At 71.4% G+C, this 22,408-nt stretch carries 18 protein-coding genes; 10 read left to right on the top strand and 8 right to left on the bottom strand.

Annotation, left to right across the window (positions count from 1 at the left end):
- Window positions 1-2: 2 nt before the first annotated feature.
- Window positions 3-2,510: a nitrate- and nitrite sensing domain-containing protein gene (locus ACFHWS_RS23270; RefSeq protein ID WP_416569062.1), complete on the bottom strand. Its 2,508-nt coding sequence runs from the start codon at window positions 2,508-2,510 to the stop codon at window positions 3-5.
- Between the two features lie 336 nt (window positions 2,511-2,846).
- On the opposite strand from ACFHWS_RS23270, the gene ACFHWS_RS23265 reads away from it, so the two are divergent.
- The 3 genes from ACFHWS_RS23265 (at window position 2,847) to ACFHWS_RS23255 (ending at window position 4,514) form a co-directional block, all read left to right on the top strand.
- Window positions 2,847-3,440, top strand: coding sequence for a hypothetical protein (locus ACFHWS_RS23265; protein WP_416553493.1), 594 nt, complete (start codon window positions 2,847-2,849; stop codon window positions 3,438-3,440).
- Window positions 3,441-3,451: 11 nt separating this feature from the next.
- Window positions 3,452-4,054, top strand: a complete 603-nt coding sequence (locus ACFHWS_RS23260; RefSeq protein WP_416553491.1) for a hypothetical protein — start codon at window positions 3,452-3,454, stop codon at window positions 4,052-4,054.
- Window positions 4,055-4,202: 148 nt separating this feature from the next.
- Complete coding sequence (locus ACFHWS_RS23255; RefSeq protein ID WP_416553489.1) at window positions 4,203-4,514, top strand: hypothetical protein; 312 nt, start codon at window positions 4,203-4,205, stop codon at window positions 4,512-4,514.
- 119 nt (window positions 4,515-4,633) lie between these two features.
- Here ACFHWS_RS23255 and ACFHWS_RS23250 read toward each other — a convergent pair whose 3' ends face one another.
- Window positions 4,634-6,436, bottom strand: a complete 1,803-nt coding sequence (locus ACFHWS_RS23250) for a glycoside hydrolase family 6 protein (protein WP_416553487.1) — start codon at window positions 6,434-6,436, stop codon at window positions 4,634-4,636.
- A gap of 470 nt (window positions 6,437-6,906) precedes the next feature.
- On the opposite strand from ACFHWS_RS23250, the gene ACFHWS_RS23245 reads away from it, so the two are divergent.
- Genes ACFHWS_RS23245 through ACFHWS_RS23225 form a run of 5 tightly spaced genes read left to right on the top strand, consistent with a single transcriptional unit; the run spans window position 6,907 to window position 13,764 of the window.
- Entirely contained in the window at window positions 6,907-7,782 is an 876-nt protein-coding gene (locus ACFHWS_RS23245; RefSeq protein ID WP_416553485.1) for a glycosyltransferase family 2 protein, read from the top strand.
- 3 nt (window positions 7,783-7,785) lie between these two features.
- Window positions 7,786-8,808, top strand: a complete 1,023-nt coding sequence (locus ACFHWS_RS23240; RefSeq protein WP_416569061.1) for a glycosyltransferase family 2 protein — start codon at window positions 7,786-7,788, stop codon at window positions 8,806-8,808.
- The gene (locus tag ACFHWS_RS23235) at window positions 8,805-10,115 is read left to right on the top strand and encodes a glycosyltransferase (RefSeq protein WP_416569060.1); all 1,311 of its coding nucleotides are present in this window, start codon (window positions 8,805-8,807) and stop codon (window positions 10,113-10,115) included. Before ACFHWS_RS23240 ends, ACFHWS_RS23235 begins: the two co-directional genes overlap by 4 nt.
- The gene (locus tag ACFHWS_RS23230) at window positions 10,112-11,467 is read left to right on the top strand and encodes a lipopolysaccharide biosynthesis protein (RefSeq protein ID WP_416569059.1); all 1,356 of its coding nucleotides are present in this window, start codon (window positions 10,112-10,114) and stop codon (window positions 11,465-11,467) included. The genes ACFHWS_RS23235 and ACFHWS_RS23230 overlap by 4 nt, the downstream gene beginning before the upstream one ends.
- A complete protein-coding gene (locus ACFHWS_RS23225; protein ID WP_416569058.1) occupies window positions 11,464-13,764 on the top strand; it encodes a hypothetical protein in 2,301 nt (766 codons plus the stop codon). The genes ACFHWS_RS23230 and ACFHWS_RS23225 overlap by 4 nt, the downstream gene beginning before the upstream one ends.
- Here ACFHWS_RS23225 and ACFHWS_RS23220 read toward each other — a convergent pair.
- The 5 genes from ACFHWS_RS23220 to ACFHWS_RS23200 all read right to left on the bottom strand — a co-directional run bounded on the left by ACFHWS_RS23220 (window position 13,749) and on the right by ACFHWS_RS23200 (window position 18,915).
- Complete coding sequence (locus ACFHWS_RS23220; RefSeq protein ID WP_416569057.1) at window positions 13,749-14,690, bottom strand: family 16 glycosylhydrolase; 942 nt, start codon at window positions 14,688-14,690, stop codon at window positions 13,749-13,751. The genes ACFHWS_RS23225 and ACFHWS_RS23220 overlap by 16 nt on opposite strands.
- Window positions 14,687-15,553 (bottom strand): polysaccharide deacetylase family protein, encoded by an 867-nt coding sequence (locus ACFHWS_RS23215; RefSeq protein WP_416553473.1) that lies wholly within the window; start codon window positions 15,551-15,553, stop codon window positions 14,687-14,689. The genes ACFHWS_RS23220 and ACFHWS_RS23215 overlap by 4 nt, the downstream gene beginning before the upstream one ends.
- Before the next feature lie 941 nt (window positions 15,554-16,494).
- Window positions 16,495-16,914 (bottom strand): cold-shock protein, encoded by a 420-nt coding sequence (locus ACFHWS_RS23210; protein WP_416569056.1) that lies wholly within the window; start codon window positions 16,912-16,914, stop codon window positions 16,495-16,497.
- A gap of 226 nt (window positions 16,915-17,140) precedes the next feature.
- Window positions 17,141-17,956, bottom strand: a complete 816-nt coding sequence (locus tag ACFHWS_RS23205) for an ABC transporter permease (RefSeq protein WP_416569055.1) — start codon at window positions 17,954-17,956, stop codon at window positions 17,141-17,143.
- On the bottom strand, window positions 17,953-18,915 hold the full coding sequence (locus tag ACFHWS_RS23200) for an ATP-binding cassette domain-containing protein (RefSeq protein WP_416569054.1): 963 nt from the start codon (window positions 18,913-18,915) through the stop codon (window positions 17,953-17,955). Before ACFHWS_RS23200 ends, ACFHWS_RS23205 begins: the two co-directional genes overlap by 4 nt.
- 319 nt (window positions 18,916-19,234) lie before the next feature.
- On the opposite strand from ACFHWS_RS23200, the gene ACFHWS_RS23195 reads away from it, so the two are divergent.
- The gene (locus ACFHWS_RS23195; RefSeq protein WP_416569070.1) at window positions 19,235-20,023 is read left to right on the top strand and encodes a TetR/AcrR family transcriptional regulator; all 789 of its coding nucleotides are present in this window, start codon (window positions 19,235-19,237) and stop codon (window positions 20,021-20,023) included.
- A 131-nt stretch (window positions 20,024-20,154) separates the two neighbouring features.
- On the opposite strand, the gene ACFHWS_RS23190 is transcribed toward ACFHWS_RS23195, so the two are convergent.
- Complete coding sequence (locus ACFHWS_RS23190) at window positions 20,155-21,252, bottom strand: epoxide hydrolase family protein (RefSeq protein ID WP_416569053.1); 1,098 nt, start codon at window positions 21,250-21,252, stop codon at window positions 20,155-20,157.
- 63 nt (window positions 21,253-21,315) lie between these two features.
- Between ACFHWS_RS23190 and ACFHWS_RS23185 the strand changes: the two genes are divergently transcribed.
- Window positions 21,316-22,314, top strand: a complete 999-nt coding sequence (locus ACFHWS_RS23185; protein WP_416569052.1) for a helix-turn-helix transcriptional regulator — start codon at window positions 21,316-21,318, stop codon at window positions 22,312-22,314.
- Window positions 22,315-22,408: the final 94 nt, after the last annotated feature.

Below are 22,408 nucleotides of genomic sequence, written 5' to 3'. Positions count from 1 at the left end.
AGCTACAGCTCCCTCTCCGACTCTTCCGTCGCCGGGGGCGGCAGCACCGCGCCCGGAGGCGGAGTCGCGGTGCCCCGGACCGGGCCGGTCGACCCGGTCGGGGACGGTTCCAATGCCACGGAAGCCGGCTCGTCGCCGGAACCGGTGCTGCCGTCGCCGACCGGCAGCACCGAGCCGCCGTCGACGATCGGCGTCGTGTCGCCGGCACCACCCGGCTGCCCGGCCGCTGGCAGGCCGGCCGCCTGCCGGCCCCGGGCGGTTCCCGCCTGCAACGCGGACATCAGGGACCGCACCTCCTGCGGGGACCGTTGCGGGGCTTCCCGCAGCTGACCGTCGGCTGCGGACGGATCGGGTGCCTGGCGCAGTTGGGGCGCCAGGCTGGACTGGCGTACCCGGCGCGGCAGGCCGTCCTCGGTGGTCGCGCCGGCACCGCTGGACCGCCGGGTCGGCAGGGTGGTGGGACGGCGGCGGGCCGGCGGCTGCGCCCCGGTTGGCTCCGCCGGCGGCGCGGAGGTCGGGCGGGCGGGCGGGTCCGGTGCCGGGCTCGACCGCACCGTGGTCAGTGCTGTGGGTGGCCGGCCGGACGGTAGCGCCAGCACCTCGGACTCGGGCACCACCAGCTCAGCCGGGATCAGCGTGACGGCGGTGATCCCGCCGAACGGTGACGGCCGGAGTCGGACCCGTACGCCGTGCTTGGCCGCCAACTGGGCGACGACGAACAGACCGAGCCGGGCGCTGTTGTGGGGGTCGAAGTTCGGCGACTCGGCGAGGCGCTGATTGGCATCCTCGACCGCGTCCGGTTCCATGCCGAGGCCCCGGTCCTCAACCTCGACCGCGTACCCCTTGGGCAGGCTCTGGCCGATCACGGTGACCCGGGTCTGCGGCGGGGAGAAGGACGTGGCGTTCTCGATCAGCTCGGCCAGCAGGTGGATGACGTCACCCACGGCCCGGCCGGCGACGGCTGCGGCCTCCACGGTCGTGACGTGCACCCGGGCGTAGTCCTCGACCTCGGAGACGGCCCCCCGGATCACGTCGACCACCGGTACCGGGTTGCGCCATCCCCGGCCCGGCGCAGCTCCTGCGAGGATCACCAGGTCCTCGGCGTGCCGGCGCATCCGGGTGGCCATGTGGTCGACCCGGAACAGGTCCTCCAGCTCCGTCGGATCGGTGCTGCGCCGTTCCATCCGGTCCAGTACGGCCAGCTGCCGGTGCAGCAGCGTCTGGCTGCGTCGGGCGATGTTGAGGAACGTCTCGTTCAGCCCACGACGCAGCGCCGCCTCCTCGACGGCCGACCGTACGGCGGTCCGCTGCACCTCACTGAACGCGTGCCCGACCTGGCCGATCTCGTCGGCGCCGTACTCCAGCGGCGGGGCTTCGGTGACGACGTCGACGTCCTCGCCGCGGCGTAGCCGGGCGACCACCCCGGGCAGCCGCTCGCCGGCCAGCTCCAGGGCGGCGGCGCGCAACCCGGTCAACCGGTGGATCAACGACCGGCCGACCCGCAGCGAGATGACCACGGAGACGATCACCGCGGCCAGGCCGACCAGTCCGGCTGCGGCGAGCCGGGCCAGGATGGCGATCGCGGTCGGCATGCTGCGTTCGGCCAGCGCGTCAGCGGCGAGCAGCTCGAAGTCCCGCAGCTGCTCCTGAACCGACTGGTAGCTGGCCCGCCAGCGGGACTCGGATACTGGCAGCCCGTCCTCGGCCGGCCCACCGGCGATCAGCGTGTCCTGCATCTGCCGCAGCCCGGTGTAGTCGTCACCGGCGGCAAGCTGGTGGTAGGTCCGGCTGTCCGGGTCGGGCAGCTCGGCCACCGCCCGGTCGAACAGCAACCGCTGGTTGGCGACGATTTGCACCAACTGCAGGTGGCCGGCGGGGGTCAGCTCGCCAGCGGCGAAGGCCCCGGCGAGCAGAGCGTCGGTCCGGCCGAGCAGGTCACGGCCCAGGCCGATGTCGGTCAGCGCCCGCGCCTGCCGGTTGATCTCGTTGTCCGGCAGCCCGGCCAACGCTGCGAACATCTGGAACGCGGTGTCGACGATGCCGCTGTACAGGCCGAGCGCGCCGGCTGCGTCCATCTCCCGACGTTCGACGAACCCTCGGCCGGACGGCAGCAGCTCCAGCTCGGACAGGGTCGCCGCGATCCGCTCGTCCAGCACAGCCGGGTCCGCCGGCGGTTCGTCGCCGCGAGCGGAGCGCCGGAACTCGTCGATCGCCGCGTCGGTGGCCTTCCACTGGTCGCGCAACTGCCGCAGGTCACCGGCGCGCAGCGCGTTCTGCCCCTCGGCGCGGGACAGATACACCACGGAGAGCCGGCGTTCCCGCTGCAGCTCGGCCACCACCGCCTCGCCGGGGCGGCCGACGTCGTCGAGCAGTGCCTGGGCACCCAGCAGGCTCAGCGCCGGGCCGATGGTCAACGACGTCGCGAAGATCCACAGCGCCAGCAGCGCGGCGATCGGGACAGCGACCAGCGCAACGATCTTCGAGCGGATCGACCAGTTGCGGGTATTCATCAGACCTCGCCGGCGCGGTGGTGGCTGAGCTGGCGCGGCGGATGCGGAACCGACCGGTCCGGGTGAGTGGATGGTCAGTCGCGTCCGGCGCCTCCGGAAGGATACGTAATTAACGGCTCAGGCACTACCAGAGGCACCCAGCGGTCGATTGTGGGCACGGAGCGTCCCGAAAGCGGCCGCACCTGGCGGCATCCACGGTCGTTGTCCCGACCTGCAGCGAACCATCCCGGCGAGCGATCCGGATCAGATGCCGGCGAGGTCGTCAAGGAAATGTGACAAACCCGGATTGAGGAACCGGGTCGAGCGGGAATACCGGGGCGAGAAGGAGGAACAACCATGTCGCTCATCGAGATCGTCCTCATCGCCGCCGTACTTCTCGTCGCGCTCGCGGCGCTCGCCCTGCTCTGGATCCGGTGGCGGCGGCGCCACGACCTGCGTAGCACCTTCGGTCCGGAGTACGACCGGGTCGTCGCCGAGCAGGACAGCCGCAGCGCCGCCGAGCGCGAGCTCCGGCAGCGAGAACACCGGCACGCCGAGTTGACCCTGACCCCGCTGTCCGAAACGTCCCGCGCCCGCTACGCCGCCGCCTGGGCCGAGGTGCAGACCCGGTTCGTCGACGCACCCGGCGCCGCGGTCGGCGACGCCGACGAACTGCTCACCCGGCTGATCGCCGAGCTCGGCTACCCGACCGGCGACTACGACGAGCAGGTGGCTCAGCTCTCCGTGGAGCACGCCCGTACGCTCGGCAGGTACCGCGAGGCGCACGAGGTCCATCTGGCCAACGAGCGCGGGGAGGCGAGCACCGAGCAGTTGCGTCAGGCCGTGGTGCACTACCGGGCGCTCTTCGCAGAGCTGCTCGGCGAGGACCCCGTGCCCACCGCGGCACCGACCCAGCAAGCCTCGACCCCGACGGAAGCTTCGACCCGCTGAGGAGAGACACCATGGCCCGCACCGATCAGTGGCACGACGAACGTACCGAGGTCATCACCCCGAACAGCGGACCGGGCCGACCTGACGCCGGTCACGAACACGACGGATACGTTGACCCGGACCGTACCGAAATCGTCTCCGGCGTGGCGACGCCCGAGCGGAACGAGCCGGTCCACCACGAACCGGTCGAACAGCCGACCGCGTTCGGCGCCGCCACCGTCGGCGGTGCGGTCGCGGCCTCGGCGATGGCCGGCCCGGAGCGGCTGCACGAGCCGCGCGATCCCAGCGAGGACGACACCGTACGAGCGGGCGACGGCAGCGAACCACAGCAGACCCGGCAGCCGGCGCCAGCGGGAGTCTTCGCGGCGGAGCAGGCCGACGCGTTCCGGGACCGGTGGCGGGACGTGCAACTGCGCTTTGTCGACGACCCGCACGCCGCGGCGGGCGAGGCACAGAGCCTGGTGACGGAGGCCGTCGAGGCGCTCACCGCGGCGTTGACCGCGCAGCGCGACGAACTCGGCGGGTGGACCGACGCCGGCCCGGAGGACACCGAGCAACTGCGGATGGCGGTCCGCCGCTACCGGGACCTGCTGGACCGGGTGCTGTCGCTCTGAGCCTCGCCAGAAACCGACCTTCCCAATCTTGCGACCTCCGGCGCAGCTGGCGCCGGAGGTCGCGCATATCCGCCGGCCGGCGCCCGCGCATATCCGCCCCTGCCCCGGGTACCCCTGTCCTCGACGGCTCCGACGGGAGGGGGCAGCCATGACGGACCGGGACAATGCGATCGGCCGGGTGCCGCTGGAGGAGGAACCGGCAGTGGCGGCCGCTGTCGAGGACGACACCACGGTGCCGCTGCTGGTCACCGATCCGGACACGGAGCAGGACGGTCCGGATTTTCAGCCGCCGGACGGCCGGTCCGGCTCGGCACGGGTACGGACCGGCGCCGAGCAGCCGTGGGACGCAGCGGATCTCGCAGTGGCCAAGGGTGGCGACGGCAGCCCGGGGCAGGTGGATCGGGCGCGTCAGGAACTGGAACGCGACGGTGCCGCAGCGATTGAACGCACCGTGCCCTGACCTGAGCGGTGCCGTGCGCCGACCGGGGTGATCCGGAGGGCGCTCGGTGACCAGAATGGGGCGGGGCCCGGTGCCGTGTCCGGCGCCGGGCCCCGCTCAGTGTCGAGCGTCCAGCCTTGTCACAACGGCGGGTACGCGTTCGCCATCAGCTCCTGGAACTGGGCCGAGAACCAGTGCCCGGAAACCGGCGCGCCCGGCAGGGCACCACTCATGTTGTTGTTGTTCCGCGGGTTACCCGTGTATGTCGGGTCACACATCCGGTCGAAACCCTTACCCTCGTCGTTCGGGATCTCCGAACTCGAACCGTCCGACTCACCCGGCGGCTTGATCCACACGTACGCGTCGATCCCACTCGCCGGCGCCGCGGTCGGACGCTCGCCCAGACCGGCACCCGACTGGTTGCACCAGTTGCCCTTCTGGAACCGTCGGTCGATCCGCGACTCGTCTACGCGGGTGTCCACATCGCCAGCGTTGCTCGGACCGGTCGGACGGTCCGGACCGCCCCAACCGTTCCGCGACGTGTCGATCAGCATGCCGACGCTCGACGGGAATCCGGCCTGCACCAGCCGCTGCCGGAACGCCTGCGCGAACGTCAACTCGTCGTTGTAGTTGTTCCAGTCAATCCACGACGACTGACGGGTGTTGCTGTCCACCGTGATGTACGGCTCCTGCAACGCCGAGTAGTTCGCCGTGTTCGTGATGAACCCGTGGACGTCCGACGGCGACGCACCGGACGCGTTCGCCGCCTGCGCGATGATCTGCGCCGTCGGCCCGAAGTTGTCCTCCCAGCCGATCCAGCCGTGGTGCCCGGCGTCGATGTAGTTGTACACGTTCGGCACATCCGCCAACTGCGAGATCGCGTAGCCGACACCCGTCACGTAGTTGCCGTTCGCCAGCATTACGTCACACTCGGGCGTCGCCGTGACCCGGGAACCCACATTCGTCACCAGGTTCGGCAGTGAATCGATCTCGACCACCGCCACGATCCGCAGATTCCGGTACTCCGCCCGACCCACGATCTCCGCGATCGGATCGATGTAATCGTCCCGGTACGCGTCGATCTCGTCCGGACCCAGCTCACCGTTGGACGCCAACGCCGCACAGTCCCGACCCGGCAGGTTGTAGATCACGACCTGGAAGACCAGCGGGCGGCTACCGTTCGCCGCGTCCTGCCGCACCGCCTCGTCCAGATGGTCCGCCAGACCCATGTCACCGGTGGTCGGGCTGTTGTTGCCGTAGATCGCACTCGTGCGGTCCAGCCACACACCCGTCGGCTGATCAGCGATCCGGCTACCACCCGACTCAGCCGCCGCGTTCGCACTCCAGATCGGGTTCACGTACACGTCGGCACCCACGTACGGGTTGTCCACCCGCGGCCCGCTCGGCGGCGGGGACGTCGGCGGCGGGGCGGTCGTCGGCGGCGCCGTCGTCGGGGGGGCGGTCGTCGGCGGCGGCGCCGTCGTCGGCGGGGCGGTCGTCGGCGTGGTGCCGCCGTTGCACGCCACACCGTTGAGGCGGAACACCGTGGGCGCGGTGTTGGTGCCGGAGTAGCTCGCGTTGAAGCCGGGGTTGACGCTGGCGTTCGTACCCAGCGAGCCATTCCACGGCGCATTGCGCAGAGTCACCCGACTGCCACTCTGGGTGAATTCACTGTTCCACGCCTGGGTGATTTGCTGGTTGCCGGAGTAGTCCCACTCCAGGGCCCAACTGCTCAGCGGGTCACCTAGGTTGGTGATGGTCAGGTTGGCGGTGAATCCGGTGTTCCACTGGTTGACCGAGTAGTCGACCCGACACCCGGCGGCGGCGCTGGCCTGAGTGGCCGCGACCACGAGCACACCGGAGCCGAGTACGACCGCGGCGGCCGCGGACAGGCCGCGACGCATCCGCGAGCGCCCAGCGCCGCGTAGTGGATTGAGGTTCATGCGGAGTTGTCTCCTCGCGACATAACTGGTCGCCGGCACGACGGCCGGGACCTTGGTGAGGTCGGTGCACCACCTGTCGTCGGAATGGACGACTCGGCGGTCGAATCGCCGACCGGAAGAACCGGTTGCCCTCGGCGAAACAGGTGCGCTTGGCTGGCTCCGCAGCGCCAATCGATCATCATCATGCCATGGGAACGCTCCCACCGCAACCGTCCGGAACCTGCTGGTGACGATTTCCCACCCGGCACGGCTCTGCGGGCACGCCCGGCACCACTTCATGCCGGCCCTGATCGGACCCGCCACGCAACGGCGGATGTGACCCAGCCCACTGAGCCACGCGGGGTCCGAAATAACCGGCATATCAGGTTGTTGACCCCCGGTGATGGACCGCTAGTCAGTCCGGGCGGCTCGCGAACGGCCCCGCGTCGCCTGTGTCCCGCACCCTCCCCCACCCCCCGGAGGACACCGGCATGTCCGTCTACACCAACCCTCGCCTGCGCCCGACGCCGGCAGCGCCGCACCCGACCCCACCGCCGACCCGGCACGGCCCGCACCTGCCGTCGGTGACCGTCGTCATCCCCACCATCAACGAGGAACGGAACCTGCCGCACGTCTTCGCCCGGCTCCCCCGTGACGTCGACGAGGTCGTCGTCGTCGACGGCGGCTCGGTCGACCGTACGGTGCAGGTCGCCCGGGAACTCTGGCCGACGGTGCGGATCGTTCGGCAGACCCGTACCGGCAAGGGCAACGCCCTCGCCTGCGGCTTCGCCGCCGCAACCAGCGACATCGTGGTGATGATCGATGCCGACGGGTCGACCGACCCGGCCGAGATCCCGCGCTTCGTCGCCGCGCTGCTCGCCGGAGCCGACTTCGCCAAGGGTTCCCGCTTCCGCGCCGGTGGCGGCAGCCACGACATCACCCCACTGCGCCGGCTCGGCAACGAAGGTCTCAACGGGATGGTCAACCTGCTGTTCGGCACCCGGTTCACCGACCTGTGTTACGGCTACAACGCCTTCTGGCGGCGGGTGGTCCCAGCGCTGGACCTGCCCGACCCGACCACCCCGGGACCCGCCGACGGCGGCAAGCTGTGGGGCGACGGCTTCGAGATCGAGACGTTGATCAACGTCCGGGTCGCCGCCCACGGGATGCGGATCACCGAGGTGCCCAGCATCGAGCACCTGCGGATCCACGGCGAGAGCAACCTCGACACGGTGCGTGACGGCACCCGGGTGCTGCGCACCATCCTCAGTGAGTTCGGCCGCGAACGCCGACTGCGCCGGACCCGCCGCCGGCAGCACCGCCGGCAGCGGACCGCCGCCGTACCGGTGACCGCCGAGGAGGGCTGAGTGATGCCTCGACCGACCGTCAGCGTGGTGGTCCCGACCCACCACCCGGACCGGCTCGCCGGGCTGCGTACCGCCGTCGAGTCCGTCCGCCGGCAGGACCTCGAACCGGCCGAGATCATCGTGGTGGTCGATCATCACCCGGCGCTCGCCGACCGGATCCGCCGGGAACTGCCCGCGGTGACCGTGCTCGACAACGCGTACCAGCGGGGTGTCTCCGGCAACCGCAACACCGGCGCCCGGCACGCCCGCACCGACCTGGTGGTGTTCCTCGACGACGACGTCTTCGCCCACCCCGGCTGGCTGGCCGGGCTGGTCGCCGCGTTCGCCGACCCCAACGTGATCGGGGCCGGCGGCGCCATCGAACCCGCCTGGGAACGGCACCAGCCCAGCTGGTTCCCCGCCGAGTTCCGGTGGGCGGTCGGCGGCTCGTACGCCGGCCAGCCGGTCCGGCCCGGACCGGTACGCAATGTCTGGTCGGCCAGCATGGCGGTACGCCGCGACGCGTTCCTCGCCGTCGGCGGTTTCCGCACCGGCTTCGGCAAGGTCGGCAACCGGGCACGGCCCGAGGACACCGAACTCTGCCTGCGGATGGCCGCAGTCATCGGCGGGCAGTGGTGGTACGTGCCCCAGGCGGTCATCTCGCACGGCGTGCCCGCCACGCACAGCACCTTCCGCTACTTCCTGCGCCGCTGCTACGCCGAAGGCCGCGGCAAGATCATGATGGCCGGGCTGCTCGACGGCGCACCCAGCCTCGGCGCCGAGCAGGACTACCTGCACCGTACGCTGCCCGCCGCACTGCGCCGGGAGACCGGGGCCGCCCTACGCGGGCGCGGCTACCGGCACGCCGCCCGAGCCGGCGCCATCCTCGCCGGCACCGCCGCCGCGGCCACGGGCGCGCTGACCGAACTCGCCGGCCGCACCGCACTGACCGGTGGGACCGTACCGGCCAGCCGGCGGCCGACCGGCGGGCCCGGCGCCGGCAGCCCGACTCCGTCCCCACGCCCACCGATCGGAGCCGCACGATGAACCCACGTACCTCTGTGCACTTCCCGGCCGGCACCGCGGACCGGATCCCGGCCACCGTCATCGACCTGGAAGTCACCGACCGGCTCCCGGACGTCCCCGGGACCGACCCGGCCGGCCGCCGGGTGGAACGCGCCTGGCTGCTGGTCCGCCAGTTCACCCAGCCGATCGGCGCGCTGCTGCTCGACGTACCGCCGCACGGGCTGACCGGCGCGGACCTCGCCGCCGCCGTCGACCGGGAGATCCCCCCGGCCGACCGGCCCGAACCCGGTTACCTGACCCGGCGGGCCGAGGTGCTCGACGACGCGCCGCACATCACCGTGGTCGTCTGCACCCGGGAACGGCCCGCCGGGCTGGCCCGCACCCTGGACAGCGTGCTGGCCCAGCAGTACCCCCGGTTCCGGGTGCTGGTGGTGGACAACGCGCCGGTCAGCGACGCCACCGTCCGGGTGGTCGCCCGCGCCGCCGGCGGCGGCGGGGCAGCCGACGGCCACGGGGCACCGGTCGACTACGTCCGCGAACCCCGGCCCGGGCTGTCGCACGCCCGCAACCGGGCGCTGCGTGCCACCGTCGGCGAGATCGTCGCCTGGATCGACGACGACGAGGTGGCCGACCCGCACTGGCTCGCCGAGATCGCCCGCGCCCTGGCCGACCACCCGCAGGCCGACGCGGTCACCGGAGCCATCGCGCCGGCCGAACTCGCCACTGACGCGCAGCTGTGGTTCGAGCAGTACGGCGGGCACAGCAAGGGCCGTGGCTTCACGCCGGACGTGTTCTCGCCGGCCACCGCGCACCGGCAGAGCCCGCTCTACCCGCTGCCGCCGTTCGGCGCCGGCGGCAACATGGCCTTCCGACCCGGCGTGCTGGAGCGCATCGGCGGCTTCGACACCGCGCTCGGCGCCGGCACCCCCACGATGGGCTCCGAGGACACTCTGGCCCTGATGCAGGTGCTGGTCGCCGACGGCACCGTCGCCTACCAGCCCAGCGCCCTGGTCTGGCACCACCACCGCCGCGACCTGGCCGGGCTGCGCAACCAGCTGGTCGGCTACGGCACCGGGCTGACCGCCGCCTACACCAGTTTGCTGCTGCGCGAACCTCGGCTGCTCGGACCGCTGCTGCGGCTCGCCCCGACCGCGCTGCGCGACACGTTCGGCGGCGGTGGCGGGCAGCGGTTGGCCGGGCTGCGCGACGACTTCCCCCGCGAGCTGGTCGGCGCCAACCGGCGCGGGCTGCTCGCCGGGCCGGTCGCGTACCTGCGCAGCCGGATGGCCGGCCGACGGCTGAGCCGCCGGATGCGGGGCTGGCCGTGACCGCCGCCGGCACGACCGTCCCGCCACCGGCGGTGGTGGTGGTCCGCCGCCCGGCGCTGCTGCGCAGCGCGGCGGCGCTGATGACCTCCACGGTCGCCAGCGCCGCGCTCGGGTTCGTGTTCTGGGTGGTGGCCGCTCGCTGGTTCGCGCCGGAGGCGGTCGGCCGGGCGTCGGCGGCGGTGTCGGCGATGACGCTGCTGGCCGGGCTCGCCCAGCTCAACCTGATCAACCTGTACGCCCGGTTCCTGCCCGGCGCCGGCCGGCACACCCGCCGACTGGTGCTCACCGGCTACGCCGCGTCGGCGGCAATGTCACTGCTGCTCAGCGGCGGGTTCCTGGCCCTCGGCATGGGCACCGGCATCATCGGCCCGGCACCGACGCAGCGGCTGTTCTTCGTTGCCGCCGTGGTCGGCACAGCGATCTTCTTCATCACCGACGGGGTGCTGACCGCGCTGCGGCGGGCCGGCAGCGTACCGGCGAAGAACGTGGTCGCGTCCACCGCCAAGGTGGCGCTGCTGCCGCTGCTGGCCGGCACCGCCGCCGGCGACGGCATGCTGGTCGCCTGGTCGGTGCCGATGCTGGCGACCATGCTCGGGGTCAACTGGTGGGTGCTGGCCCGGCTCGCCCCGGCGCACGCCCGCACCGCACCGGCGGCGCCGGCCCCGGCCCGGCGGGAACTGCTCGGCTTCGCCTCCGCCGAGTACGTCAACGGGCTGCTCACCAACGCCGTCGCGTACCTGCCGCCGGTGCTGGTCGCCAGCGTGCTGGGCGCCACCGCCAGCGCCTACTTCTACATCCCGTGGGTGATCGGGGTGGCCGGCAGCACGCTGCTGTGGAACGTCGTCACCTCGTTCGTGGTCACCGCGTCCAGCGACGCGGCGGCGGCCCGGGCACACGTCGACCGGGCGGTCCTGCTGGTCGCCGCAGTGGTGCTGCCGGGTGCGGCGGTGCTCGCCGGGGCGGCCGGGCCGCTGCTGCGGCTGCTCGGCGGGCAGTACGCCGTCGAGGGTGCCGACACACTGCGGCTGATCGGGCTGTCGCTGCCGTTCACCGGGGTGATCCTGCTCTACTGCGCGTTCGCGATGATGGAGAAGCGGATGTGGCCGGTGGTGACCGTGCAGTCGGTCGGCATCGCCGCGTTCCTGCTGGTCAGCTGGGTCGGGTTGCCCCGGGTCGGAATCATCGCGCCGGCGGCCGCGCTGTGTATGGCACAGGCCGCGGTGGCGATCGTGCTGCTTCCCGGGCTGATCCGCCGCTACCGGGCGACCGGCGACGCGACCAGCGCCCCGGCCTGGGCCCGACGTTCCGCCGAGTCCGGGACCGTTACCGCCGACACCGGAGGTGCCGGATGACCGATCTCGCCCTGCGTCCCGTCCGCCCGCTCCCCGTTAGCCCACTCCCCGAGCCAGCGGCCGCGCCGACGCGGGCCGTGGGGCGGGCGGCGACCCGGGCCGGGCGCACCGCTCAGGCGTACACCGGCCTGGTCGTCGCGGTCCTGGCCCTGTCCGGCCTGGCCGTGGGCGGCCCGTGGCAGGCCCCGGCCGCGGTCGCGTTCGCCGCCCTGGGTCCGGGTGCCGCGCTGCTCAGCCACCTGACCGTCCGGCCGACGGCGACCCGGTGGGCGACGACCGTACTGGCCAGCCTGGCCGGGTACGTGGCCGTGGCCACCGGGTCGGTCTGGGCCGGCTGGTGGCAGCCCAGGCTGGCCGTCGGCGCGCTGGCGGTGGCGGTGGCAGCCGTCAGCGCCGCCGGTCTGCTCCGGGCCGCGCCGGCGGCACGCCAGGGCTCCCACCCGGACCCGGCCCGACGGCCGGTCGTTGCCGGGAGGCTGACGCTGCCGGGTGCCGGGCGGCCGCTGCTGGCACACGCCGCGGTGATCGGCGTGGCGCTGGCGCTGTGGTGGGTCGCGGTGTCCAGCACCGATGTGACCCGGGTGGGCGATTTCGGGCTGCTCGCCACCGTCAGTCCGTTCTTCCTGGCCGCCGTGGCGCTCACCGTCGCCGGCTTCGTCACCGCGCTCGCCGGGCTGCGGCCAGCCGCCGGGCGGGCGACCGGGCGCGGGCTGGCCGCCGCCGGCTACCTGGTGCTGCTGGTCGTGCTGCTGCACGGCACCACCCCGCTGCTACTCGACCAACCGCAGTACGCCTGGACGTACAAGCACCTCGGGGTGATCGAGTTCATCGCGGCCGGCAACCCGGTCGACGCGGCGACCGACATCTACCAGCAGTGGCCGGCGCTGTTCGCCGGTGCCGCGCAGCTCGGCGCGGCCGGTGGCATCGCCCCGGCGACGCTGGCCGACTGGTCGTCGGTCTTCTTCAACCTGGCTGCGGCCCCGGTGCTGTACGCCATCGCGCGGACCCTCGTTGACGACCGACGGGTGGCGTACCTGACCGTGTTCGGCTTCTTCGCGGTCAACTGGGTGGAGGAGGACTACCTCTCCCCGCAGGCGTTCGGCTTCCTGCTCAGCCTCGGGGTGCTGCTGATCGTGCTGACCTGGCTGCGTTCACCGGCCGGAGCCGACGCGACGGGCCGTCGGGTCGGAACGGGCCGCGTCCGGGCCGGTGCGACGGTGGCGGCGTTGGCGCTGCTGGCCGTGCTGACCGCCGCCCACCAACTGTCGCCGTACCTGGTGGTGGCGCAGGTGGCCGTGCTGGCCGTGCCGCGGCTGGTCCGGCCCCGCTGGCTGCCGCTGGCGATGGGCGTGGTCGTGCTCGGCTACCTGCTGCCCCGGTTCGGGTTCGTGTCGGAGGCGTTCGGCGTCTTCGACGGGTTCGACATCTTCTCCAACGCCGCCGGCAACGCCGAGGGCTGGGGCTCGACCGGGCAGGCGTTCTCGGCAATCGTGGTCCGTACACTCGCGCTGACCGTCTGGGCGCTGACCGTGCTGGCGGTGCTGGCGTACCGTCGCCGGCTGCGGACCGTGCTGGTGCCGGCGCTGCTGGCCGCCACGCCGTTCGTCCTGCTCGCGGCGCAGAGCTACGGCGGCGAGGCGATCTACCGGGTGTTCCTGTTCTCCGCGCCGTGGTGCGCCTTCCTGATCGCCCGCGCGGTGGTCGACCGGGCCGACCGGCGCCTCGACCGGGTCGACGGCCGTCAGGACGAGTGGCGGCGCGGCGACCGCCGGCGGCGGTGGCTGGGGCCGGTCGCGGCGGTGGCCGTGGCCGTGGCGCTCGGCGGCTTCGCCCTCGGCACGGTGCAGGGTCGGCACGGACAGCTGGCGGTGGACCGGCAGACCGCCGACGAGGTGGCCGCCGCCCGCCAGCTGTACGCCACCGCCGAGCCCGGTGCCACCATCGCGGTCGCCACCTCCAATTTCCCCAGCCGGCTGACGGCGGCGTACCCGCGGTTCAACACCGACGTGCCGGCCGGCGAGCCGGACCTGGTGGTCGGGGCGCAGCTGCGCGGTGCCGCGCTGGACGGCGAGCACCTGCCGGCGGTCGAGGAGTTCCTCCGCTCGTTCAGCGGCGACCCGGCGTACCTGGTGATCAGCGACGGGATGCGGCGGCAGTCCGACTACTTCGGCTACTTCCCGCCCGGCTCGTTGGACCGGCTGCAACGGTTGCTGGACGGCCGGGACGGCTGGTCGGTCTTCCAACGTAGCGCCGACGTCACCGTCTACCGGTACGCCGGACGTCAGGCCGGAGCGTAGATGGCGACCCAGTCGACCTGCAGGTTCACCACGTCCGGCGTGGTCTCGTCCGGGCAGGCCTCCCAGGTGTGCCCGCAGTACCACGCCTGGCTCTGCAGGGCCAGCGCCATCGGCTCGTCCGGCACCTGGTCGCCGGTGATCGTCGCCCACGGCTCGCCATCCAAAGTGTAGACCAGCCGGTCGGGCGTCCACTCCAGACCTGCGGTGTGCCAGCGGGTGAAGTCACCACCGACGTCGTGCTCGATCGGGTCGCCGGTGACCGGATGCAGCACCCCGTACATCCGGTCCCGGCCCTTGCCGTTGTCCTCGGCGATGTCGATCTCCGGCGGGTAGACGTTGTCACCCGGCCAGAGCAGCAGCGCATACGCGATCCCGGTGCCCTGATCCATCCGGAACCGGATGTCGTACCGGCCGTAGCTGCGGGTCACCACCCGCCGGTTGGACACCCCACCGGTGACGTAGATGTTGTCCCGGCCGGCCTCGCGCCAGCCACCGATGGTCAGCATGCCGGCTCCGACCGACACGTGGCCGGGGTCGAACCAACCGCCGGGATCCCCGTCCGGCTGCCCCGAGTAGGCGAACCAGTCGTCACTCAGTCCGGTGCCGTCGAAGTCGTCGACGAAGATCTGCCGCCAGCTGGGCAGATCGCCGATGGGCGGGGCGATCCCGGACGGATTCGTCGTCCGGTCGCCGCCGGCCGTGGTGGGTGGCGGTCCGGCCGGCGGGGGTCCGCCACCGGGATCCGGCTGACGGGTCTGGCCCGGCTGGTCCGGCTGACGGGTCTGGCCCGGCTGGTCCGGCTGGTCCGGCTGGTCGGCGCGGTGCTGCAGCAGCGGGACCACCACGCCGAGGGTCAGCACCAGCGCGGCGAGGCCGGCGGTAACCGCCAGCGGGCCGCCGCGTCGCCACCAGGGGCGGGCCGTCACGTCAGCTGCCGGCCGGCCCGCCGGGCCACCCTACGGGTCAGTCGCCAGGCGGGCTGGGCCAGTCGCTTGGCCTGCGGCACCATCCGGGGTCCGCCGGTGCGGACCAGGTCGAGCAGGGCGGCGCCGTCGTGGTCACCGGTGGGCAGCAGCCGGGGTACGGCGAGCCGCCGGTCACCCGGCCGGTACCGCCGCCGACCCACCTCGCACGCGTTGTCGTGCCCGGCCCGGCGGACCGCAGCCCGGACCCGCCAGTCGTGGTAGCCGTGCGGATAGCAGAACGACCGGACCGGGGCGCCGAACCGTTGTTCGAGACGGTCCCGGGCGGCAACGATCTCGTCCGTCACCCGCTGCGGCGGCAGGACGTCGAGGGGGTGGTGCAGCAGGCCATGTGAGCCGAGCTCGACCCGGCCCGACCCGGCCACCTCGTCCAGCTGGGTCCAGTCGAGCAGGGGGCCGAACTCGTCGGCCCACTGGCCCAACCAGTCGGGGTACTGCCCGAGGTGGCCGACCGACGGGTAGAGGGTGGCCCGGGCGTTCGCGGCGTCGAGCAGCGGCAGCGCGCGGGTGAGGAAGTCGGCGTACCCGTCGTCGAAGGTGAGGGCGACCATCGACGGTGCCGGCCGGTTGCGGTCGATCGCCACGTCGTCGAGCAGGTCGAGGGCCTCACTGAGGCCGACCATCCGGTAGCCGGCGTCAGCGAGCGCGGCGAGCTGTTCGGCGAACCGGGTCGGTCCGACGGCGAGTGACCGCAGCGGCCCCCGGACGGCCGGGGAGATCGAGTGGTACATCAGCACGGGCAGTGCCGGTTGCGCGGCACTCGGGCGCGCCGCGGAACTGTACGCCGGAGGCTCGGACCCGGTCATCCGGGGTGTCTACCCGGCCTGCGCTGGGCAAACCTGTTCCCCGGCCCCTGCTTCACGTCACCGGCCCGCTCGACGTCACCTGCCCTGCTCACCGCTGACCGCCCTGCTCAGCGGTGGCGGCGAAACCGACCGTGGCTGACCTGGCTGGGGTCGGAGTTCGCCAGGGCGGCCACGGCCGGTGGTCGTTGATCCGGGACTGGGGAACAGTGGACCAGCTAAAACAGCCATGAAACTTCCGGGATCTGTCCGGTATTTTCGGCGGTTCTGTCCGTCAGGCTACGGCCGGATGGTGCAACGGTCAATCAATGCCGGGGTGTTGCCAGGTTGCTGTCCAGTAAACCGTCCACTGCGGCCATCGGCGCGGTGGTACGGCGAGGCCGAGGGTCGCCCGGGCCGCGTCGTAGGCTGGCTTCGGCTCGTACTACTCGTCCAGGATGGGGTGAACGAGTGGCACCGGTGTGCCAGCAGGCACCCTGCAGCAGCGTCGGCGGTGACGCTGAAGAGCTCGGTGGCGATTCGGTCTCGGTAGGCCTCGTCCTCGGCCAGCGCGGTCATGTCGACCACGGTGCCGATCTGCAGTTTGCTCCCTCTTGGCCAGGCCGTGCAGGGACTGCTCGGTGACGGCCGGGCCGGCGCCGGGCGGGCGGCCAGAGTGGGAGGTCGCGGAAGCGCTGGCACCGACCGTGACCATCATGGCCACGGAGAGCGCGCCGGCGGCGAGCGTGCGAGTCGCCTCATGGCATCCTCCCGCAGGCAGTGCGGCGGAAGCACCTGGGAGGACGAGTCCAAAAGCGCTCGTAACCAGGACGATGGTTCCCGGAATACTTCCGTAGGTTGATAGGAACCTGTGATCGGCCGGCGCCATAGTCAACCCTGGATGCGGGCGGATGGGCGGCACGGCCCGGGGCGGGACGCCGTCAGGCGAGGGACGGTGGCCGGGGTCAGTCGACCCAGCCGCACTTACGGGAGAACCGCAACAGGTGCCCACGCAACTCGACGATCTGCGCACCGGTGAGGTACGGCGCGTCGGACAGCAACAGCTCAGTGATCCGCTGCAGGTACTCCGGCTCGGAGAAGATCTCGCAGAGCTCGTCGTCGCCGCCCTCGCCGGAAGCGCCCGCCGCACGACCGCCCGGGCCCCCGGTGGGACCGGCGGTATCATCGATGATCTCGACGTCGTATGCTTTCGGCCCCCGGCCGCCGTCGATCACCTTGAACGACACGCGGGTGCCGGTAGCCACCCGGATTCCCCGTTGGGTCAACTCCCCGGCGTGGACGAAGACGTCGTCGCCACCGTCGTCCGGTGCGATGAAACCGTACCCACGGCCCTCGTCGAACCGCACCACCCGACCGACACCCATGCCAACTCCTCCTACCGAACCACCTCGGCCATCACCGGCCGTCGATCACCGAACTCGTCCGGACCAACCGCTGCCACCGAAAGCCGTGCCCGTCACACTCACCGACTTTGACAGTGTGGCACTCCCTCGCCGGCGAAGGGGGCCGGCGGCTCGACCCGGTCCCGGTGGGACCCGCGACCCACTGCGCCGGGGCACCACCTGCGGCCGGTCGAACCAGCCAAGGATCTCACTTGGCGAAACGCTTACGGTAGATCCGGGTGGCCAGGGGCGCCGCGACGCAGAGGATGGCCACCCACCAGAGGACCGCCTGCCAGCCGGTGTCCCCGACCGGGCGGCCTAGCAGCAGCTGGCGTACGGTGTCCACGACCAACGTCACCGGCTGGTGTTCGACGAAGGCGCGCAGCCCGTCCGGCAGCGTCTCGGCCGGTACGAACGCCGTGCTGGCGTACGGGCTGAACATCAGGATGAGGCCGAGTCCGCTGGCACCGTCGACGCTCTTGGCGACCAGTCCCAGCACCGCCGACACCCACGCCAACGAGAAGGCGAACAGTAGCAGCATGGCCGCCGCCAGCAGCCACTCGATGACCGACGCGGACGGCCGGAAGCCGACCAGCAGGCCGAGACCGACCATGACCACCAGGGCGATCATGCCCCGGATGACAGCGGCCACGATGTGCCCGGTCAGGACCGCTGAGTCCAGCATCGCGATCGCCCGGAACCGGTCGACCACGCCTTCCTGCATGTCGGACTGTACGGCCAACGTCGTGGAGACGGAGATCATCGTCACGGCGATGACGAGGATGCCCGGCACCAGGTAGTTGATGTAGGTGGTGGCGCCGACGTCGATGGCTCCGCCGAACATGAAGCGGAACATCAACAGCATCACCGCCGGCAACATGATCGCGGTGAAGATCTGGTCCGGGCTGCGCGTCAGGTGGTGCACGTGCCGTCCGATCAGGACGCGGGTGTCGCTTACCGCCCAGTACAGCTTGGCTCGCTTTTCCGGCAGGACCACGCCTTCGGTGGCCGGTACGGTCGTCACTGCATCGCTCCTGCGCGGTCGGTGGTGGTGGCGTCCTCGCGGTGGGTGAGCGCGAAGAACACGTCGTCGAGGGTCGGCTTGGTCAGCGACAGCGAGTCGATTTCCAAACCGTGCTGCTCCAGCAGGTCGAGCAACCGTTTGACGTGCGCGGCACCGTCGATGAAGATGCTGATGCTCCGGGTCACCTCGTCGCGCTGGATGCCCTCGCCGGCGATCAGTTCCACGGCCCGGGCGTAGTCATCGATGCTCGCCAGGACCAGTTCCACCCGTTCCTTGCCGACTCCCTGCTTGAGCTCGGCCGCGGTGCCCTCGGCGATGATCCGCCCGTCGTCGATGACCGCGATCCGGTCCGCCAACTGGTCGGCCTCCTCGAGGTACTGCGTGGTGAGGAGAATGGTGATGCCACCGGCGAGCAGTTGCTTGATCGCCTCCCACATCGTCGCCCGGCTGCGCGGGTCGAGGCCGGTGGTGGGCTCGTCGAGGAACAGCACCGACGGCGGGACGATCAGACTCGCCGCCAGGTCGAGCCGCCGCTTCATCCCGCCGGAGTAGGTCTTCACCCGGTTGTCCGCGGCGTCGACCAGGTCGAACTGCTCCAGCAACTGCTGGGTGCGGAGCGTCGCGTTGGCCGTGCTCAGCCGGTGCAGGCGGCCCATCATGATCAGGTTTTCCCGCCCGGTGTGCATCCAGTCCAGTGACACGAACTGGCTGACCAGGCCGATGGAGCTGCGTACGCCGTTGCGCTGCTTGACCACGTCGTAGCCGTTGACGAGGACCTCACCGCTGGTGGGCCGGCTGAGCGTGCTCAGCACCTTGACGACGGTGGTCTTGCCTGCCCCGTTCGGGCCGAGCAGCGCGAGCATGGTGCCCCGCTGCACGTCGAGGTCGACCCCCTTGAGCACCTCGACCTTCTGGTACTTCTTCCGGAGATCACGTATCCGGATTCCTGACTCGCTCATCGAACTCCTCTTGTTGTTGCTTGGTCAGGCACGGCTGGCAGGAATGGTTGAATGCCCGGTAGGACGCGACGGACGCGCACCACCGGCGGGTTGATCGGCGCCGGAACCCGCCGGGCCGGCACCGGAAATATGAACGTGACGACAGCGGATGTCGGCCGGACGGCGAATCCGGCGCGACCGCACCCGCCGCGGCGGGTACCGGCAGCGTGACCTGATCAAGTCGACGCTAACAGTGTCTACGCTAACAGTATGGGGGTAAAACTGATTCGTTTATGGTATACATGGTTTTCGACAGGACGTCAACGAGCGGACGGTGGGCATGGCATCTGGGCAGAACAGAGGCGGCGCGGCCGCCCCCTCCTTCGAGTTCCTCTGGCGCGACACGCGGGCACCCCGGTCCGGCCCCGGCCCCAAGCCGGCGCTGAGTGTCGACAAGATCGTGCTGACCGCGATCGAGATCGCCGACGAGGAGGGGCTCGACGCGGTCTCGATGCAGCAGGTCGCCAAGCGGCTGGACTTCACCGCGATGTCGCTGTACCGCTACGTACCCAGCAAGTCACACCTGGTCGACGCGATGACCGACGTCGCCTCCGGTGATCCGCCGGACCTCGACGCGGTAACGGGCGGTTGGCAGGCGAAGGTCGAGACCTGGGTCAAGGCCATCTGGGGCCGGTACCAGCATCATCCGTGGATGCTGCAGGTCCGGGTCAGCTACCCGATCGGGCCCAACCAGCTGGCCTGGTTCGAGAGCCTGCTCGGCGCGATCGCCGACAGCGGACTCGGCTACGACGAGATGGTCTCGGTCAGTCTGTTCCTCAGCGGCGCCACCCAGGGTATGGCCCGGATCTCCCTCGACATGGCCCCGGCCGGCGCCGAGCCCACGAGTGGTGGGCTGGGCTACGAACAAGCCCTGGCGACGGTCGTCGACGCCGAGCGGTTCCCGACCCTCGCCCGCCTGCTCGCCGCCGGGACGTTCGCCACCCCGGCCGCACCCACCGGCCCGGACAGCGACGTCATTCCCAACCTCGAGTTCGGTCTCCGACAACTCCTGGAAGGCATCCACGTCTACCTGACCCGACGCACGCAGCTAGGGGCAGATAGGGGTTAACCAGAATCGCATTTCACGGCTAGGCTCGGTCCGCAATTCCCGATACGGGGTAAGCGCACCCAACAATGCGCGGTGAGAGATCGCTCGTAGTTGCACAGCATCGCCGAGGTGCGCAGCTTTGACCCCCAGGGTTAGCTCTGCGGCAACGCGGCGAAAAACTCCCGGACGTCGTGGCTCAGCACATCCGGAGCGAGGTACGCAGCGTAGTGGCCGCCCTCGCCGTACCCGGTCCACCGGACGATCCGCTGATGGTCGCGCTCGGCGAACGTCCGGATCGAGACGAAGTCACCGGCGAACATCGCCAACCCGATCGGCACGGTCGTCGGTCCGGCGGCCTCGGCGGCGTCGACCTTCGCGTCCTCGTAGTAGAAGCGGGTCGCCGACGTGGCCGTACCGGTCAACCAGTAGAGCATCACATTGGTCAGCACGAAGTCCGGGTCAAGCTCCTCCCCCATCAGCTGCGCGTGCCAGCCGAGCAGCCCCACCGGCGAGTCGCAGATCGCGTACGACAGGGTCTGCGGCTGCTGGGAGTGCAGCACGTTGAAGGCCATCTTGTTCTCGTGGAACCACCGCAGCGCCCGCAACGCCTCGTGGTCGGCCGGGGTGAGCGACGCGAACTCGGCCGGATCACCGGACGGGAACGAGAAGATCTGTGTGACGTGCACCCCGACGACCCGGTCCGAATCGACCCGGCCCAGCTCGGGCGAGACGAACGACCCGGCGTCGTTGCCGATTGCGCCGTACCGCTGGTAGCCGAGCCGGCGCATCAACTCTGCCCAGGCCCGCGCGGTGCGATGCCGGTTCCAACCGCGCTCACGGGTCGGCCCGGAGAAGGCGAACCCCGGCAGCGACGGGATCACCAAGTGAAAGTCGCGCGACAGCGGTCCAATGACGTTCAGGTACTCCACCACCGAGCCCGGCCAGCCGTGGGTCAAGATCAGCGCCAGGGCATCCGGGCGCGGCGATCGGACATGCAGGAAATAAATGTCCTGGCCGTCGATCTCGGTCATGAACTGGGGGTACGCGTTCAGCGTCGCCTCCCAACGCCGCCAGTCGTAGCCGGTCTGCCAGTGGTCGACCAGTCGGCGCACGTAGTCGACGGGAACGCCGTAGTCCCAGCCGGAGCCGGGGATCTGATCCGGCCAGCGGGTGCGGCTGAGCCGTAGGGTCAGATCGTCGAGGTCGGCCTGCGGTACGTCGATCCGGAAGGGCGCAATGTCGTCGTTCATGGCAACGACGCTAGGTGCCCTTCCGGTCAGTCTCTGTCCGCAGCGGCTGCCAGACTAGCCGGCATGCTGGAGACCTCGACGCGGCTGCTGCGCCTGCTGTCGCTGTTGCAGACCCGGCGGGACTGGCCCGGATCGCTGCTCGCCCAGCGGCTCGACGTCAGCGAACGCACCATACGACGCGATGTCGACCGGCTGCGTGACCTCGGGTACCCGGTGCATTCCACCCGGGGCACCGACGGCGGCTACCGCCTCGGCGCGGGCACCGCCATGCCACCGCTGCTGCTCGACGACGACGAGGCGGTGGCCGTCGCGGTCGGGCTGCGTACCGCCGCCGGCAGCGTCGCGGGCATTGAGGAAACCTCCGTACGGGCACTGGCCAAGTTGGAACAGGTGTTGCCGAGCCGGCTTCGGTACCAGGTGAACGCTGTGCATGCGTACACCGAGCAGGTGCCCGCCGACCAGCCCGGACCGACCGTCGACCCGGCGACGCTCGCCGTACTCGCGTCCGCCTGCCGCGACCAGCACCGGCTCCGGTTCGACTACCGGGCACACGACGGGACGAGCAGCGTACGGGCGGTCGAACCGCACCGGGTGGTGCGCTGGGGCCGACGCTGGTACCTGGTCGCCTGGGACGTCGACCGGCAGGAGTGGCGAACCTTCCGGGTCGACCGATTAGTGCCGCGTACCCCGACCGGCCCCCGGTTCGCCGACCGGCCACCGCCCGAAGGCGGTGTCGTGGGGCATGTCGCGGCCCGGGTCTCTGCGGCGGCGTGGCGTCACCGGGCCCGGATCCTGGTGCACGGCCCGGCCGCGACGGTCGCCGAGCGGATCAACCCGGCCGTCGGCGTCGTCGAGGCGGTCGACGACCGCCTCTGCGTACTGCACACCGGCGCGGACAGCATCGACCTGCTCGCCGTCCATTTGGCCCTGCTCGACCTGGACTTCACCGTCACCGAACCGCCGGAACTGGTCGCCCGACTGCGTACGCTGGCCACCCGCTACGCCCGCGCCACCGCTACCACCGACCCAAGCACGGGCGCGAAGACCGACACCCCGCCGTGAGCCGATCACCCGGTAACCGGACCGGGTGTCAGGACCGGCATCCACCGGACCGCTGGTTCACGCGGCACCTCGGGCCGACCGACCGACACGCTTG

Source organism: Micromonospora sp. LOL_013, assembly GCF_048060315.1.
Lineage (GTDB): Bacteria > Actinomycetota > Actinomycetes > Mycobacteriales > Micromonosporaceae > Micromonospora_E.
The sequence above is the reverse complement of the archived record's forward strand: the minus strand, read 5'-3'. Positions and strand labels throughout refer to the sequence as shown.